The organism is Nostoc sp. FACHB-110, from assembly GCF_014697425.1.
In the GTDB taxonomy this organism is placed as follows: domain Bacteria; phylum Cyanobacteriota; class Cyanobacteriia; order Cyanobacteriales; family Nostocaceae; genus Nostoc_B.
Genome location: NZ_JACJRU010000060.1, coordinates 1 through 16,070 on the forward strand (window position 1 = coordinate 1; position 16,070 = coordinate 16,070).

Consider the following 16,070-nt stretch of genomic DNA (forward strand, 5'->3'; position numbering starts at 1 on the left):
ATCCAAGAAATCTTTGACCAACTCACATTTGAGCAGGTAATTTCTGTGTCTTCTTATAACTTTATCCTGGAAGCTCTATTCTATGCAGCTTCATATTAAATTGGTATTACATTATATTGGCGTTTTATCTCATCATTTAAACGGTTATCTAAAGGGTGATTTTGTAGTTTTGAACCAAATGGCAGTGCTTTTATGCGTTGCATCAGTTCTGTAAAGCTTGATCCTTCAAAATTTTCATTTATATAATCTTGAGCTAAGACGTAAAGAGCATATAAATTTCCCAAAGAGCGACGAGCTTTGCTACCCTTTTCAGATGCTCTTGTTTTTCGCTCAATGTACTTATAAATTACAGAGTTCTTATCTATTCCATAATTGTTAGCAATTGTTTCTATAAAATTACTTATATTACTGGACATTGTTACTTTCTATATCAAAATCCAAGAGTTGTTTTGTGGGAACATCTAATGCTTTAGCTAGTTTGAATAAATTAATTAAACTAACATTTCGTTGCCCTCTTTCTATACCACTTATATAGGTTCTATCTAAATTAGCAAAAGCAGCAAGCTGCTCTTGGCTATAACCTTTTGCTGTCCTCATTCTCTTAACATGCTCACCAAATAAGGACAGTATTTTAACTTCGGACATGATTCTCTCAGTGATCATATGTGGATATAATTAATTGAAGTTGACTATAAGTCTACGGACTATAAGTCACAATCTCAGGAGAACATCAATGATCAATGCTATGAATGTTTTTGCAAGAATTCTAATAGCTATGAAAAAAGGGGACATTAGCCGCGTCCCCTTTTTATTCATTAAGAATCAGCTATTAACTACACCGAACTCAGATGTTTTTCTACCACTGCTTGCGGATTAGCCTCTGGACTATCTGCTTCAGAAGGTGGTACTAATTGCCAGAACTTAGAGACAAATTCTGACCAATTTTGCAGAATTGCTGTGGCTTTGGGTGAACCAGTGCGTTCTGCGTGAGTTCTAATTAACTCTTGCAGTTGCTTTTGTCCGGCTTCTGTCAAAACTCGCTGGATTTTGACGTTTTCCCGGTTGACTAACTCAGGGAAGGAAGCATCTTCATCGAGGAAGTATGCCAAACCACCAGTCATCCCGGCTGCAACGTTACGTCCGACTTTACCGAGGACAACTATGACACCACCAGTCATGTATTCGCAGCAGTGATCACCTGCGCCTTCGACGACGGCTGTACCTTTGGAGTTGCGGACGGCAAAGCGTTCACCTGCTAAACCGTTGGCGAATAAGAAGCCGCCAGTTGCACCGTAAAGGCAGGTATTACCTACAATCACGTTCTTGGATGGGTCATAAGTGGCTTGTGCTGGGGGTTTGATGATGATTTCACCACCGTGCATACCTTTGCCTACATAGTCGTTGGCTTCACCTTCGAGAGTTAAAGTAATCCCAGAAAGGTTAAACGCCCCAAAGCTTTGACCTACACTACCTTGGAAGTTGAGATTGATTTGTCCTTCAAAGCCGCCATCGCCATATTGAGATGCGATCGCACCAGCTAATCTTGCACCAACCGTTCTATCGGTGTTGACGATTTTTAAGTTCTTCGTCACCGTCGATTGGTTGCGAATTGCGGCTTGAATTTCGCTATCCGCCAACAATTGGTCATCAATTACCGGGCCATTGCTATGAACTTCTTCATGCACTAACCAGCTACGGTTTTCTTTTGTATCTGGTAGTTGCAGTAAGCAGTTGAGATTCAAGGCTTGGGTTTTAGCTAGTTTGGCTTCGGGACGGACTGTTAATAAGTCTGCACGACCGATAATTTCTGATAAGGAACGATAGCCCAATTTAGCTAACAAACTCCGCACTTCTTCCGCAACAAAATAGAAGAAGTTGACAACGTGTTCCGGGATACCTTTGAACCGCAGGCGCAGTTTTTCATCTTGAGTCGCTACACCTACAGGGCAGGTATTTTTGTGGCAGACTCTCGCCATTTGGCAACCTTCGGCAATCATGGCAATGGAACCAAAGCCGAATTCTTCGCCACCCATCAACGCAGCCATCAAGACATCCCAGCCAGTCTTGAGTCCACCGTCTACCCGCAAAATGACGCGATCGCGCAAACTATTCTGCATTAGGACGCGATGTACTTCACTTAATCCGAGTTCCCACGGTGAACCAGCGTGTTTAATCGAACTCAGAGGTGATGCACCTGTACCGCCATCATGACCAGAAATTTGAATGATATCGGCGTTGGCTTTTGCTACACCCGCCGCAATTGTACCAATCCCAATTTCCGCCACTAGTTTGACTGATACCTGGGCTTTCGGGTTAATTTGGTGCAGGTCAAAAATTAGCTGTGCTAAGTCTTCAATGGAATAGATATCGTGGTGCGGTGGGGGTGAAATTAAAGTTACACCGGGCTTAGATCGCCGCAACATCGCAATGTAAGGACTGACTTTTGCCCCTGGTAGTTGTCCGCCTTCCCCTGGTTTTGCACCTTGGGCGATTTTGATTTCGATTTGTTTGGCGCTGGCTAAATATTCTGGTGTGACACCAAACCGTCCTGATGCAACTTGCTTGATGGAACTAGAAGCTGTATCACCATTCCGCAACCCCTTGAGGTGGGGTAGGGTGGGTGAGTAGCCGGACTCATCTACATCATCTAAAACGTTGTAGCGGACGGGATCTTCGCCACCTTCCCCAGAGTTGGATCTACCACCAATCCGGTTCATAGCGATCGCTAAAACTTCATGGGCTTCCCGCGACAATGCACCCAAGGACATCCCACCAGTACAGAAGCGTTTGAGGATATCTTCTGCGGCTTCTACTTCTTCTAAAGGAATTGAGGGGCGATCGCTTTGGAAGTCTAGCAAGTCTCTTAAAGCTGTAATTGGTCGCCCTTGGAGATATTGTTTGTAAACTTCGTAATGGTCATATTGCTTGGTTTTCACAGCCTCATGCAATGCTTTGGACATTTCTGGGCTGTTCATGTGGTACTCACCACCAGGACGGTAGTTAACAAAGCCCAAGTTATCCAATTTCTTGGCTGTGAGTTCTGGGAAGGCTTTGCAGTGAATTGACAGGACTTCTTGCGCCAGTTCGCTGACACTCAAACCACCAATCCGAGAAGTTGTCCCCTTAAATCCCAGTTCTAATAAATCACCGCCAATCCCGATCGCTTCAAAGATTTGGGCTGCTTGATAGCTAGATAGCAAGGATATCCCCATCTTGGAGAGGATTTTCAGCAATCCTGACTCTACGGCTTTGCGGTAGTTGCCAATAGCTTGTTCTAAGCTGAGGTTGGGCAGTTTACCCCGTTCCATGAACTGCTGAGTTCTGGGTTCAAACCACCAATCCCGGACTGTATCTAAAGCCATGTAAGGGCAAACTGCACCTGCGCCATAGCCAATCAAGCAAGCAAAGTGATGGGTACTCCAACACTGGGCGGTATCGACAATGAGGGATGTCTTTGTCCGTAAGCCCTCACGGATTAGGTGGTGGTGGACTGCACCTACAGCTAATAAAGGTGGAATGTAGCTGGATTCTGAACTAATACCGCCACCAGCGCGATCGCTCAAAATCAATATTTTTGCACCCGCCCGCACTGACTCGGCGGCTTGGGCTTGTAAAGCTGCGACGGCAGATTTTAATCCTTCTGGGCCGTTAGCGATCGCAAATAAGGTTGATAATTCTGCCGTTGCAAAACCAGAAGCCTTGATTGCATCTAACTCAACTTCTGTCAAGACTGGTGAATCTAGCTTGAGTCTCTTGGCATATTCTGGCTTTGGTTCTAATAAATTACCCCGTTCGCCCAATTCCACCTTCAAGGACATCACCAGCTTTTCGCGCAGGGGGTCAATTGGTGGGTTAGTTACTTGAGCAAAACGCTGTTTGAAATAGTCATATAACAGGTGGGGTTTGCTGGACAATACCGCCAAAGGAATATCATCCCCCATACAGAAGGTTGGTTCTGCACCATTACCTGCCATTTGTTCAATCACCATTTCGACATCTTCGCTGGTGTAGCCAAAGGCAGTTTGTCGCTGAAGTAAGATTTGTTTGTCAACGGTAAATTGACCTTTGCCGTTACCGTTGCCATTACCATTACCATTGCCATTTGTCCCATGATTGTTGACTAATGACTTCAGGTCTTGGCGATGGGTTTGCAACCATTCCCCATAAGGGAGTTGTTGGGCAATGCGTTGTTTAATTTCCCAATTTTTCAAAATTTCATGACTTTCTAAATCCACGGCAATCATTTGCCCTGGGCCTAGTCTGCCTTTCTCCACAATCTCGGCTTCGGGGAAGTCAACTACACCTGCTTCTGATGCTACGACGATGTAATCATCTTTGGTAATTACATAACGTGCAGGTCTTAAGCCGTTGCGGTCAAGGGTTGCACCGACTTTCTTCCCATCACTGAAGACTAGTAATGCTGGGCCGTCCCAAGCTTCTTGCAAACCACTGTAGTATTCATAAAAGTCAGTGATTTCGGGATAGTTTTGTAAGGAAGGCTGATTTTGATAAGCCTCTGGCACCATAATCATCAAGGCTTCCAAGGGGCTGCGTCCCGAACGCACTAATAGTTCTAGGACATTATCGAGGGTGGCGGAGTCGCTGCTATCTAAAATTACCAAAGGCTTGAGTTCATCATTGCGATCGCCCCATACTGGATGGCTAATACTCGCTTCTCTCGCCATCATCCAGTTGATATTACCCAACAATGTATTAATTTCGCCGTTATGTCCCAACAACCGCATAGGCTGTGCTAAAGGCCATTTCGGCATTGTGTTGGTACTAAAGCGGCGATGATAAACTGCAAAGGCACTCTTGTATGCCGGGTTTTGTAAATCCGCGTAAAAATCTCCCAACACAGCCGAACGCACCATACCTTTATAAACAATGGTGCGGCTGGATAAAGAGCAAATATAAAAATCTTCCGAGACAGCTTTGGCTGCTTTAAAAATCCGCTTGCGGGCAATGTACAACTGCCTTTCTAATTCATCGCCAGTTTGATCCGCCGCCAGAAAAATTTGTTCTATTAGGGGTTGATTTTCTTTGGCTTGTCTGCCCAATAAATGGGGATGTACTGGTACTTCTCGCCAGCCCAGGACAGTAAATTTCTCTTCCGCCGCCACTTTCTCAACTTGGGCTTTGGTTTTTTGAGCTAATTCCCGGTCTTGGGGTAAAAATATCATCCCTACAGCCACATTGCTGGTAGAAGATATTTCCATCCTGCCTGCAAAATATTCTTTTTGTAACAACTCCCAAGGAATAGCTGTTAATATCCCTGCACCATCACCAGAGTCATGGTCAGCACTACAACCACCCCGATGTTCCAAGCAGGTTAATGCGGCTAAGGCTTTAGTAACGATTTCATGGCTGGCAATATTTTGGCGATGTGCAATAAAACCTACACCACACGCATCTCTTTCCTCTACTAACCACCTTTGTCCTTGGTAGGTTTCTTGAGAGTTATTATCCGAAAATGACATTGTTTGCAATTGATTCACCCTTTGATCGTTCATAGCCTATTCCTGAAAGTTAAGTCACAAATTTTGCCACTGCTTGGGAGGGAAAGTTTCGCAATTTCGCGTCACAGTAGTGCATAAATCACGAGAATTTAGGGAAAAAAAATTTTAACTGCGGTCATTTATGGACTTAACCGTGTTAAAATTATTGCGTTGATTCTTCTGTGTTTATGCTGGTTTAGACAAACTACATATTGTGTTAATTTTATGTATTTGGTTTCAAAACTAAGTATTTTCCAGGTTTTTTCAGACGATAGATGTTTGTCAGGTAGACAGTAGCAACTGACCTAACACCAAATTTTTACTGAAAAACTCACTGTTGTAAAAGCTGTAAGATTCCTGATTCAGCAACAAAATCAGCGTATTACACTATATACCCATTTGACAATTCCTAAATATTTTTATTGTTGTCTATTCTTGGCTGCTCACCAGTTGCAACTTTTGTTACTAATAACTGTGCCTAACCTCTAAGTAACAGCATAGCAACTATTAGTTAGGAAAGACTATTTTATATATACATTTGATGACCAAAACTATATATCTTATAGTTTGGCAGGAACTAGTGCCAGTTAAAACAGTCAGTTACAGTGGTTTTAGCTTAAACAGGGCTGGTATTTCTCATCAGAGATAACTAGCCAACATATAGGTTATCACGTTTCTAGAGAAGTTAAATCACCCAATTTCCCGAGTTAGTCACAATTAACTTTCCTGTCTTGGAAGTGATAACTTGCAAAAGCACTGGATCAAATATGTTAAAAATGCCAAATTGGTATCGCCAAAAATATCATAATGCTGTGACTAAGCTTGCCAAACATCAAGCCTTGCGCTTAATTGCATCACCCATAATTGCCACAATCCTTAGTGTATCTCCTAGCTGGATGGCGATCGCTCAACAGCCTCCGATCAATCCACAACCAGGACAGTTGCGACGACAAGCCCAATCTGCTGGTAATCAAATTTCCCTCAATGGTCGCATCATCCCCGGTGCTTGGATGGTCAGATTAGGGGTATTTGATCAGCAAGTTATTTATCTCAGTGATGGTTTATTTCGCCAGGCGCTGGGAGTTGATTTTTTAAATAGCAATAATCCTAAGCAACAGCCAATTCAGTGGTTTTCTTCAATCCCACAGACCTTAGTAACTCTCCTCCAAGCCGGATACCGCTATCTTGATATCACTGAGTTTGCCCAAAAAGCAAATTGGCAGGTACAAGTCAATGGTAACACTTTGGTAATTGTTACTCCCCAAGCGCGAATCAAAAACCTAATTATTGGTCATGAAGCTCTCAATCCTCCTGGTACTTCTACTATCCGGGAAAACCGCGTTGTGGTTGATTTAGACAGTCCCACACCGTGGATAGTCAGACAAGGATTACCCATTAAACCAACTCAAACACCAGATGCTCCAGATGCGATCGCACCTCAACCCACAACCATACCAAATCGAGAATGGCGCATTACCCTGGATGCTTTAACTGATCCAGCTTTAATTCAACGTTACACCCCAATAACACCAGCACCACCATCTCTACCAAACCTGATCAAACAATTACCACCACCACAACCAAACCCTGATAGCTTGCTTCAAAAAATAGAGGTGGTGAATAACCAAACAATTATTAGTCTGAGTGTTCCTTTTGGTTCAGCGCCCCGCATCACTACAGTAAATAACCCAAATCGCCTAATTATCGAAATTCGCCCTGATGCAATGGTTGAACGCAATATTGCCTGGGCCGATGGGTTACGCTGGCGACAGCAATTTATCAGTTTAGGTCAAGAGCGTTTTCCAGTGGTTTGGTTAGAAGCGAACCACACCACTGTGAAACTACAACCAATGCCGACAAATCCCAATACGCTAGTAGGTACTGCACCCTTACTGGAAACTGCACCCAAATACTTAGCAGTAGCCGCAATTAACGGTGGTTATTTTAACCGCAATAATCGCTTGCCCTTAGGAGCAATTCGTCGAGACAATCAGTGGCTATCTGGGCCAATTTTAAATAGAGGTGCGATCGCTTGGAATAACTCTGGGCAATTTTACGTAGGTCGTTTGACCTTACAAGAAACTTTAATTGCTCCTAATAATCTACAATTGCCAATTTTATTTCTCAATAGTGGTTACGTTCAAAACGGCATTGCTCGTTACACTCCCAACTGGGGGCCAACTTACACCCCCCTCACAGACAACGAAGCTATCGTCATAGTGCAAAAAAATGCAGTTAGCAGTCAGTTAACAGGAGGTAAAGCTGGTGAAACTGCAATTCCCATTCCTCAAGATGGTTACTTACTAACAATGCGCGGTACATCTGCAACTGCCGCAGCGCAACTACCTGTAGGGACAAAAGTTGCTCTTTCTAGTGTGACAAATCCTGTGGATTTTAGTCGTTATCCTAACATAGTGGGAGCCGGGCCATTATTAATCCAAAATGGTCAAATTGTGCTGGATGCGAAAGCCGAAAAATTTAGCAACGCTTTTATTGCCGAAAAAGCCATTCGCAGTGGAATTTGCACCACAGCTACAGGCACATTAATCATTGCTGCGGTACATAACCGTGCTGGTGGAGCCGGGCCAACCCTGGCAGAACACGCTCAATTAATGAAGCAGCTTGGTTGTGTTAATGCTCTCAATTTAGATGGTGGTAGTTCAACAAGTCTTTACCTAGGTGGACAGCTACTTGACCGTTCTCCAAATACTGCGGCGCGTGTGCATAACGGCATCGGGATTTTTCTCCAACAAAAATAATGAAGTATGAAATATGAAATATGAGGTATGAAGTATGAAATAAGTTTTTTTAGCCTTTTTACTTTGTCCTTCAAAGTTATTCATATCTTTTTAAAGATATGAATAAGTCGCTAGGTGGCTAAATAAAGAGTTTGTGTATTAACGATAGATTAGTCGTGACTCTTTACACCCTAAAGTTTGATTTTGCTATGGTTAGCAAGGTGTAATTGAATTGCTGATTTTTACGGTTGCAAGATTGCGCCAGATTTTTCCATCAATGGTTAAGAGAAAGGACAGCTTGCTATGTCTCCAAATGAGGTAACTATGGCTCAATATCAAGAAACCGCACCTGCTAAGACTCTACCACTGCCTGCGGCGATCGCCAATCGCGGTGTTGCTGCAACTGAGTTACGCCCTTGGGGTTCTTTCACGGTTTTGGAAGAAGGACGTGGATACAAAATTAAGCGCATCGAAGTCAAACCAGGACATCGCCTCAGCTTGCAAATGCACCACCATCGCAGCGAACACTGGATTGTTGTCTCTGGCACAGCTAGGGTAACTTGTGGCGAACAAGAAGTACTATTGGGTAACAACCAATCAACTTATGTACCCCAGTGTACAGCCCATCGTTTAGAAAACCCTGGAGTAATCCCCTTAGTGTTGATTGAAGTGCAAAATGGGGAATATTTGGGCGAAGATGACATTATTCGCTACCAAGATGATTATGCTCGTTCAGAAAAATAATCTGCATCTGGAAACTGAGAGATAATAAATAAGAAACTGCACTCCGTAAATTTTCTGTATGCTTCAACTAGAAATTTACGGAGGAGCCATCACCAAGTTATTGAGTTTGTAGTGCGAAAGCCAAAAACTTTAACTATATACAAAATACAAAATATTAAGTTGATTGTCAGTTTTTAGGCAATAAAGAAATCTCACATTGGGTTTTGCAAATCAACCGCTTCATTTAAAATGAAATAGCAAAAACCAGTTTTTTAGGTTTCTTGTTACGCTATCATAGTAAAAGTGGGCGTTAAATGCTCAACCAAGTTCAATGATTCAACTGAGTCCAGCCGCCACTAGTGAAATTAAACGATTAAAGTCAAAGCAACAACCCCATACCTTGGTAAGATTAGCAGTGAAACCAGGGGGATGCTCTGATTTATTTTATGATTTGTCTTTTGATGAGATTGTGACACAGAGCGATCGCATCTTTGAGATCAATGAACTGAAAATTCTCATAGACGATGAAAGCTTAAATTATCTTGATGGGTTAGCATTAGATTATTCTGAAGATTTAATGGGTGGAGGTTTTCGCTTCCACAATCCTCAAGCTGTTTCTACTTGTAGCTGTGGCAACTCCTTTTCAGTTAGTCAAGAGTTGGTGGTTTATGCTTAAAAAGCTTCACTCTAGACTAAAAATAATTGTCTTGTCAAAGTAGTTTGACATAAAAGCACGAAAAACGATATAATCAGGATTTGTTAAAACTTAGACCCCTAAGCAGCTTCACGCGCTGTGACTCATGCCAACCATACAGCAACTAATACGTAGCGAACGCGAAAAAGCGCGTCAGAAAACCAAGTCTCCAGCTCTGAAACAATGCCCACAACGCCGGGGCGTTTGTACAAGAGTATACACAACAACACCTAAAAAGCCTAACTCAGCCCTACGTAAAGTAGCAAGGGTAAGACTTACCTCTGGGTTTGAGGTGACAGCTTACATTCCTGGGATTGGTCATAACTTACAAGAACACTCAGTGGTGATGATTCGAGGCGGTCGGGTTAAGGATTTGCCAGGGGTAAGATACCACATCATCCGTGGCACCTTAGATACAGCCGGCGTAAAAGACCGTAAGCAAGGTCGTTCCAAATATGGAACTAAACGTCCGAAAGAAGCCGCTAAGAAATAGGGCAAAGGCGATTAGTCGTGTCTAGTGGCGATTAGTCGCTTTGTCTGGAAGCATCTAGAAGAGATATCAAAAAGTTAGCGATCGCTCTCAAATATTTGTGAGAATAGATGACAGCATCTGTTGTCAAAATTTTCAGATAAGTCAAATTAGCATCAGCGATTTGCACTCAGCGAGCAAGTGTAAGTTGTGTTGAGGTTACTGTAAGCGACAGCAGTACTCTCCCTGATAAAAGTTTAGTAACAATGATGTTGTCGCTTTGTGCGTCCAGTTAAGGACAGCAAATCACTAACTTAGGGTCGCTGCGACTGTAAAAAATTGCGGGAGTTAGAGTGGCGGCTTCCACCGCTCTAATGCTGCGCTGTTTGATAGCATATAATTTCGTTGCCAAATTCCGAATTAAGGGTAAAGTATGTCTCGTCGAGGTGTAGTTCAAAGGCGGCCAGTTCCGCCTGACTCAGTTTACAACAGCCGTCTTGTGAGTATGATCATTCGTAGAATCATGCGTCACGGCAAAAAATCGCTGGCCGCCCGCATTGTTTATGATGCGTTAAAAACAATAGAAGAACGTACAGGTAATGCTGCATTAGAAACCTTTGAAAAAGCTGTACGTAATGCCACACCACTAGTGGAAGTTAAAGCTCGCCGCGTAGGTGGTGCAACTTACCAAGTACCAATGGAAGTGCGATCAGAACGGGGTACTACTCTGGCGCTACGTTGGTTGGTACAATTTTCTCGTTCTCGTCCAGGGCGCACTATGGCTGGAAAATTGGCTAATGAATTAATGGATGCAGCCAATGAAACCGGCAACGCAATCCGTAAGCGCGAAGAAACGCACCGGATGGCAGAAGCTAATAAAGCCTTTGCTCACTATCGTTATTAAGCAAAACAGCGATATATCCTGCCTCTAGAAGCGATATATCGCCGACTTACAAAAATCCAGACGGTAATCCGTAAAAGTATAGAATCTTAACAAAGAGTAATATACAAGATATCATGAGGCAACAACTATAGGAGGCTACTGTGGCACGTACAAACCCGCTAGAGAAAGTACGCAATATCGGTATTGCGGCGCACATAGATGCGGGCAAAACCACGACAACAGAGAGAATATTATTTTACTCTGGCATAATTCATAAAATTGGCGAAGTTCATGAAGGAACCGCTGTAACAGACTGGATGGAGCAGGAGAGGGAGAGGGGAATCACCATCACTGCTGCGGCAATTAGTACCAGTTGGAAAGATTATCAAATTAACATTATCGATACTCCTGGTCACGTAGACTTCACCATTGAAGTAGAACGCTCCATGCGCGTATTAGATGGTGTAATTGCTGTATTTTGTTCTGTAGGTGGAGTACAACCCCAATCGGAGACAGTGTGGCGGCAAGCAGACCGTTACGCAGTACCTCGGATTGCCTTTATTAATAAAATGGATCGCACAGGCGCGAACTTCTATAAAGTTCACGAACAAATGCGCGATCGCCTACGGGCAAATGCCATTGCAATTCAACTGCCCATTGGTAGCGAAAACGACTTCAAAGGCATTGTCGACTTGGTGCGTAAGCGTGCATACATTTACAACAACGACCAAGGAACGGATATCCAAGAAACAGATATCCCGGAGGATATGCAAGACAAGGCCGAAGAGTACTACACCAAATTAGTCGAAGCCGTTGCAGAAACTGATGACGCTTTGATGACTAAGTACTTTGATGGCGAAGAACTGACAGAAGAAGAAATTCGGGCAGCCCTGCGGAAAGGGACAATTGATGGCACAATCGTGCCTGTACTTTGTGGTTCAGCCTTTAAAAATAAAGGCGTACAGTTAATGCTGGACGCAGTTGTAGATTATCTACCCGCACCAACAGAAGTGCCTCCCATTCAAGGAACACTTGCAAATGGTGATACAGTTGAGCGTCGGGCAGATGACAACGAACCTCTAGCAGCTTTGGCATTTAAGATTATGGCTGACCCTTATGGTCGCCTAACCTTTGTTCGCGTTTATTCCGGTGTTCTGAAGAAAGGTAGTTATGTATTAAATGCTACTAAAAATAAGAAAGAACGGATTTCCCGCTTAGTTCTAATGAAGGCAGATGATCGTCAAGACGTAGAAGAACTACGAGCAGGTGATCTAGGTGCTGCGTTGGGATTAAAAGATACCTTGACAGGTGATACTATCACTGATGAAGGCTCACCAGTAATTCTGGAATCCCTATTTATTCCAGAGCCTGTAATCTCGGTAGCGGTTGAACCCAAAACCAAGAACGACATGGATAAGCTATCCAAGGCTCTGCAATCTCTGTCTGAAGAAGACCCAACCTTCCGCGTCAATGTTGACCCAGAAACAAACCAAACTGTAATTGCCGGGATGGGAGAACTCCACCTAGAAATTCTGGTGGATCGGATGTTACGCGAATTCAAGGTGGAAGCAAACGTGGGTGCGCCACAAGTAGCTTACCGCGAAACGATTCGTAAAGCAGTTAGCAATGTGGAAGGCAAGTTCATCCGTCAAAGTGGTGGTAAAGGTCAATATGGTCACGTTGTGATCAATTTGGAGCCAGGAGAACCTGGTAGTGGCTTTGAATTCGTCTCTAAAATTGTCGGTGGTGTAGTACCTAAAGAGTACATTGGCCCCGCCGAGCAAGGGATGAAAGAAAGCTGTGAATCAGGGATTTTAGCTGGATATCCACTGATTGACGTGAAAGCGACGCTAGTTCATGGTTCTTACCACGACGTAGACTCCTCGGAAATGGCTTTTAAAATTGCTGGATCAATGGCACTGAAGGAAGCTGTGCTGAAAGCTTCACCAGTACTATTAGAGCCTATGATGAAAGTTGAGGTGGAAGTTCCTGAAGACTATATTGGGAACGTCATTGGTGACCTCATCTCCCGCCGAGGACAGATTGAAAGCCAAAGTACTGAACAGGGACTCGCTAAAGTGGCATCCAAGGTTCCACTGGCGACCATGTTTGGTTACGCCACCGACATCCGGTCAAAGACCCAAGGTCGAGGTATTTTTACGATGGAGTTTAGCCACTATGAGGAAGTGCCTCGTAGTGTAGCTGAAACTATCATTGCAAAAAGCAAAGGGAACGCTTAATTAGAAAAGGAAACGAGCATTCATGGCACGCGAAAAGTTTGAAAGAAAGAAACCCCACATTAACATTGGTACTGTTGGCCACGTTGACCACGGTAAAACCACTTTAACAGCAGCTATCACTATGACCTTGGCTGCTTTGGGTAATGCTCAAGCTAAAGCTTACGACGAAATCGACAACGCACCCGAAGAAAAAGCACGGGGTATTACCATCAATACTGCTCACGTTGAGTATGAAACCGAAAAGCGGCACTATGCTCACGTAGACTGTCCCGGACACGCTGACTATGTAAAAAACATGATCACTGGTGCAGCGCAGATGGACGGTGGCATCCTGGTAGTTGCTGCTACTGATGGCCCCATGCCCCAAACCCGCGAACACATCCTGTTAGCAAAACAAGTCGGCGTTCCCAGCCTCGTTGTCTTCTTGAATAAAGAAGACTTGATGGATGACCCAGAACTCCTAGAACTAGTAGAACTAGAACTGCGAGAACTGCTTTCCAGTTACGATTTCCCTGGTGACGATATCCCCATTATTAAAGGCTCTGGTCTACAAGCATTGGAAGCAATGGTTGCTAACCCCAAGACAAAACGGGGTGATAATCCTTGGGTAGATAAAATCTACGAACTAATGGACGCAGTAGATTCTTATATTCCCACCCCTGAGCGCGATATAGATAAACCCTTCTTGATGGCGGTAGAAGACGTATTTACTATTACAGGTCGGGGTACAGTTGCTACCGGACGTATCGAACGTGGCAAAGTTAAGGTGAACGATAACGTAGAACTAGTTGGTCTGAGAGAAACTCGTACTACCACCGTCACCGGCATCGAAATGTTCAAGAAAAGCCTTGATGAAGGCTTGGCTGGGGATAATGCTGGTGTACTGCTGCGTGGTCTGAAAAAAGAAGACATTGAACGCGGTATGGTAATAGCCAAACCTGGTTCGATCACACCACACACCCAATTTGAAGGTGAAGTATACGTACTTACCGATAAAGAAGGTGGTCGGAAAACACCATTCTTCCCTGGTTACCGTCCTCAGTTCTACGTGCGGACAACAGATGTAACTGGCACTATCACAAGCTTTACCTCTGATGATGGTGGTGCAGCAGAAATGGTGATGCCTGGCGATCGCATCAAAATGACCGTAGAATTGATCAACCCGATCGCAATTGAACAAGGTATGCGCTTTGCGATTCGTGAAGGTGGCCGTACCATTGGTGCTGGTGTCGTCTCAAAAATCCTCAAGTAGTACCTGTTTAACTTATAACTAAGAGCAGAGATGAGCAAATTCCTCTCTGCTCTTTTATCTGGACTTACTGTAGGGAGTAGGGAATAGGGGAAAATCATACTGTAAGTTTCTCCCCCCACCCCACACCCCACACCCCACATCAATCAGAACCTGGAAAATTAAAGATGGCAACTCTACAACAGCAGAAGATCAGAATTCGTTTAAAAGCTTTTGACCGTCGATTATTGGACACATCTTGCGAGAAGATAGTAGACACAGCTAACCGGACTAACGCTACAGCTATAGGCCCAATTCCTTTACCGACAAAACGGAAAATCTACTGCGTGTTGCGCTCGCCTCACGTAGATAAAGATTCGCGTGAACATTTTGAAACCCGTACTCATCGCAGAATTATTGACATCTACCAGCCTTCTTCAAAAACCATTGATGCTTTAATGAAGCTGGATTTGCCATCAGGTGTAGATATTGAAGTCAAACTTTAATTAGTTATTAGTCTCAAGTCAACAGTCTAAAATTATACAACTATGGTAATTTCATGCCAACCCTTGACTAACGACTAATTAATATTGACTCTGCCGATTTTCGATTGGTGAATTGAGATTTGGTTGGTTTAAGCTTTACCCTTTGTGAGTCAAGCAAATCCCAAATCTTCAACTTAAAACTATCAAGCGTCGTACCTTTGCTGTCGATGTCAATCCAAAAATCCCCAATTGATAGACTATCGTGTGAATACTGAACAAGCCCTGAAGAAATTTATCTCAGGGCTTTTTATTTAGTGATAGAATGTAAGCAAAGTACGGGAAAAGCAGAGAACAATAAATTTTTAAAATTAAATTTATTTTAAGGTAACAATGACATCTTCTTCTAGAATTGCTGTTCGTGAACTACCTCTGTTCCCGTTACCCGAAGTAGTTCTTTTTCCTACTAGACCATTACCCTTGCATATTTTTGAATTTCGCTACCGAATCATGATGAACACGATTTTGGAAAGCGATCGCAGGTTTGGTGTGTTAATGGTCGATCCAGTTAAAGGTACAATTGCGAATGTTGGTTGTTGTGCAGAAATTATCCATTATCAACGTCTCCCAGATGACAGAATGAAGATGCTAACCTTGGGTCAACAAAGGTTTCGTGTCTTAGAGTATGTGCGTGAAAAGCCTTATCGTGTGGGATTGGTACAGTGGATAGAAGATGAACCACCAACTAAAGATTTACGCCCTTTAGGTGCTGAAGTTGAACAGTTACTTAAAGATGTGGTGCGTTTGTCTGCGAAGTTAACTGAACAAAACATTGAACTACCAGAAGAACTGCCAGATTTGCCAGTAGAGCTATCTTATTGGGTTGCGAGTAATCTTTATGGAGTTGCTTCTGAGCAGCAATCATTACTAGAAATGCAAGATACGGCTACTCGCCTCGAACGAGAAGCAGAAATTTTAACTTCTACTCGTAATCACTTAGCTGCTCGTTCTGTTCTGAAAGATACATTTAATGATAAATTGTAAAACCCAACATCAAATTTGAATTTTTAGTCATAATTTAGACCTTTATTTCACAAATAAAGGTCTATTAATTT

At 43.3% G+C, this 16,070-nt stretch carries 12 protein-coding genes; 9 read left to right on the forward strand and 3 right to left on the reverse strand.

What is annotated here, in order from left to right; genetic code table 11:
• Positions 1 to 95: 95 nt before the first annotated feature.
• The 3 genes from H6G69_RS31220 to H6G69_RS31230 all read right to left on the reverse strand — a co-directional run bounded on the left by H6G69_RS31220 (position 96) and on the right by H6G69_RS31230 (position 5,513).
• Complete coding sequence (locus H6G69_RS31220; RefSeq protein ID WP_190693226.1) at positions 96 to 416, reverse strand: hypothetical protein; 321 nt, start codon at positions 414 to 416, stop codon at positions 96 to 98.
• Positions 406 to 645, reverse strand: coding sequence for a helix-turn-helix domain-containing protein (locus H6G69_RS31225; protein WP_190693227.1), 240 nt, complete (start codon positions 643 to 645; stop codon positions 406 to 408). Before H6G69_RS31225 ends, H6G69_RS31220 begins: the two co-directional genes overlap by 11 nt.
• Before the next feature lie 188 nt (positions 646 to 833).
• Positions 834 to 5,513 (reverse strand): glutamate synthase-related protein, encoded by a 4,680-nt coding sequence (locus H6G69_RS31230; protein ID WP_190693229.1) that lies wholly within the window; start codon positions 5,511 to 5,513, stop codon positions 834 to 836.
• 752 nt (positions 5,514 to 6,265) lie between these two features.
• Between H6G69_RS31230 and H6G69_RS31235 the strand changes: the two genes are divergently transcribed.
• The 9 genes from H6G69_RS31235 to H6G69_RS31275 all read left to right on the forward strand — a co-directional run bounded on the left by H6G69_RS31235 (position 6,266) and on the right by H6G69_RS31275 (position 15,999).
• Positions 6,266 to 8,257 (forward strand): phosphodiester glycosidase family protein, encoded by a 1,992-nt coding sequence (locus H6G69_RS31235; RefSeq protein WP_190693230.1) that lies wholly within the window; start codon positions 6,266 to 6,268, stop codon positions 8,255 to 8,257.
• A gap of 303 nt (positions 8,258 to 8,560) precedes the next feature.
• A complete protein-coding gene (locus H6G69_RS31240) occupies positions 8,561 to 8,980 on the forward strand; it encodes a phosphomannose isomerase type II C-terminal cupin domain (protein ID WP_190693233.1) in 420 nt (139 codons plus the stop codon).
• 310 nt (positions 8,981 to 9,290) lie between these two features.
• Complete coding sequence (locus H6G69_RS31245) at positions 9,291 to 9,635, forward strand: iron-sulfur cluster assembly accessory protein (RefSeq protein WP_190693235.1); 345 nt, start codon at positions 9,291 to 9,293, stop codon at positions 9,633 to 9,635.
• Between the two features lie 124 nt (positions 9,636 to 9,759).
• The gene (gene rpsL / locus H6G69_RS31250) at positions 9,760 to 10,146 is read left to right on the forward strand and encodes a 30S ribosomal protein S12 (RefSeq protein WP_062297066.1); all 387 of its coding nucleotides are present in this window, start codon (positions 9,760 to 9,762) and stop codon (positions 10,144 to 10,146) included.
• 409 nt (positions 10,147 to 10,555) lie between these two features.
• Complete coding sequence (rpsG, locus tag H6G69_RS31255; RefSeq protein WP_190693242.1) at positions 10,556 to 11,026, forward strand: 30S ribosomal protein S7; 471 nt, start codon at positions 10,556 to 10,558, stop codon at positions 11,024 to 11,026.
• Between the two features lie 140 nt (positions 11,027 to 11,166).
• Positions 11,167 to 13,245 carry an elongation factor G gene (fusA, locus tag H6G69_RS31260; protein ID WP_190693244.1) on the forward strand — a complete coding sequence of 693 codons (2,079 nt, stop codon included), beginning with the start codon at positions 11,167 to 11,169 and terminating at the stop codon, positions 13,243 to 13,245.
• A 22-nt stretch (positions 13,246 to 13,267) separates the two neighbouring features.
• Entirely contained in the window at positions 13,268 to 14,497 is a 1,230-nt protein-coding gene (tuf, locus tag H6G69_RS31265) for an elongation factor Tu (RefSeq protein ID WP_190693246.1), read from the forward strand.
• A 164-nt stretch (positions 14,498 to 14,661) separates the two neighbouring features.
• Positions 14,662 to 14,979 carry a 30S ribosomal protein S10 gene (gene rpsJ / locus H6G69_RS31270; RefSeq protein WP_015113498.1) on the forward strand — a complete coding sequence of 106 codons (318 nt, stop codon included), beginning with the start codon at positions 14,662 to 14,664 and terminating at the stop codon, positions 14,977 to 14,979.
• Positions 14,980 to 15,348: 369 nt separating this feature from the next.
• The gene (locus H6G69_RS31275; RefSeq protein WP_190693248.1) at positions 15,349 to 15,999 is read left to right on the forward strand and encodes an LON peptidase substrate-binding domain-containing protein; all 651 of its coding nucleotides are present in this window, start codon (positions 15,349 to 15,351) and stop codon (positions 15,997 to 15,999) included.
• Positions 16,000 to 16,070 lie beyond the last annotated feature (71 nt).

Excerpts from the sequence above, each read along its gene's own strand:
- H6G69_RS31220 (WP_190693226.1), bottom strand. The coding sequence starts at position 416 with ATGTCCAGTAATATAAGTAATTTTATAGAAACAATTGCTAACAATTAT.
- H6G69_RS31225 (WP_190693227.1), bottom strand. The coding sequence starts at position 645 with ATGTCCGAAGTTAAAATACTGTCCTTATTTGGTGAGCATGTTAAGAGA.
- H6G69_RS31230 (WP_190693229.1), bottom strand. The coding sequence starts at position 5,513 with ATGAACGATCAAAGGGTGAATCAATTGCAAACAATGTCATTTTCGGAT.
- H6G69_RS31235 (WP_190693230.1), top strand. The coding sequence starts at position 6,266 with ATGTTAAAAATGCCAAATTGGTATCGCCAAAAATATCATAATGCTGTG.
- H6G69_RS31240 (WP_190693233.1), top strand. The coding sequence starts at position 8,561 with ATGGCTCAATATCAAGAAACCGCACCTGCTAAGACTCTACCACTGCCT.
- H6G69_RS31245 (WP_190693235.1), top strand. The coding sequence starts at position 9,291 with ATGATTCAACTGAGTCCAGCCGCCACTAGTGAAATTAAACGATTAAAG.
- rpsL (WP_062297066.1), top strand. The coding sequence starts at position 9,760 with ATGCCAACCATACAGCAACTAATACGTAGCGAACGCGAAAAAGCGCGT.
- rpsG (WP_190693242.1), top strand. The coding sequence starts at position 10,556 with ATGTCTCGTCGAGGTGTAGTTCAAAGGCGGCCAGTTCCGCCTGACTCA.
- tuf (WP_190693246.1), top strand. The coding sequence starts at position 13,268 with ATGGCACGCGAAAAGTTTGAAAGAAAGAAACCCCACATTAACATTGGT.
- rpsJ (WP_015113498.1), top strand. The coding sequence starts at position 14,662 with ATGGCAACTCTACAACAGCAGAAGATCAGAATTCGTTTAAAAGCTTTT.
- H6G69_RS31275 (WP_190693248.1), top strand. The coding sequence starts at position 15,349 with ATGACATCTTCTTCTAGAATTGCTGTTCGTGAACTACCTCTGTTCCCG.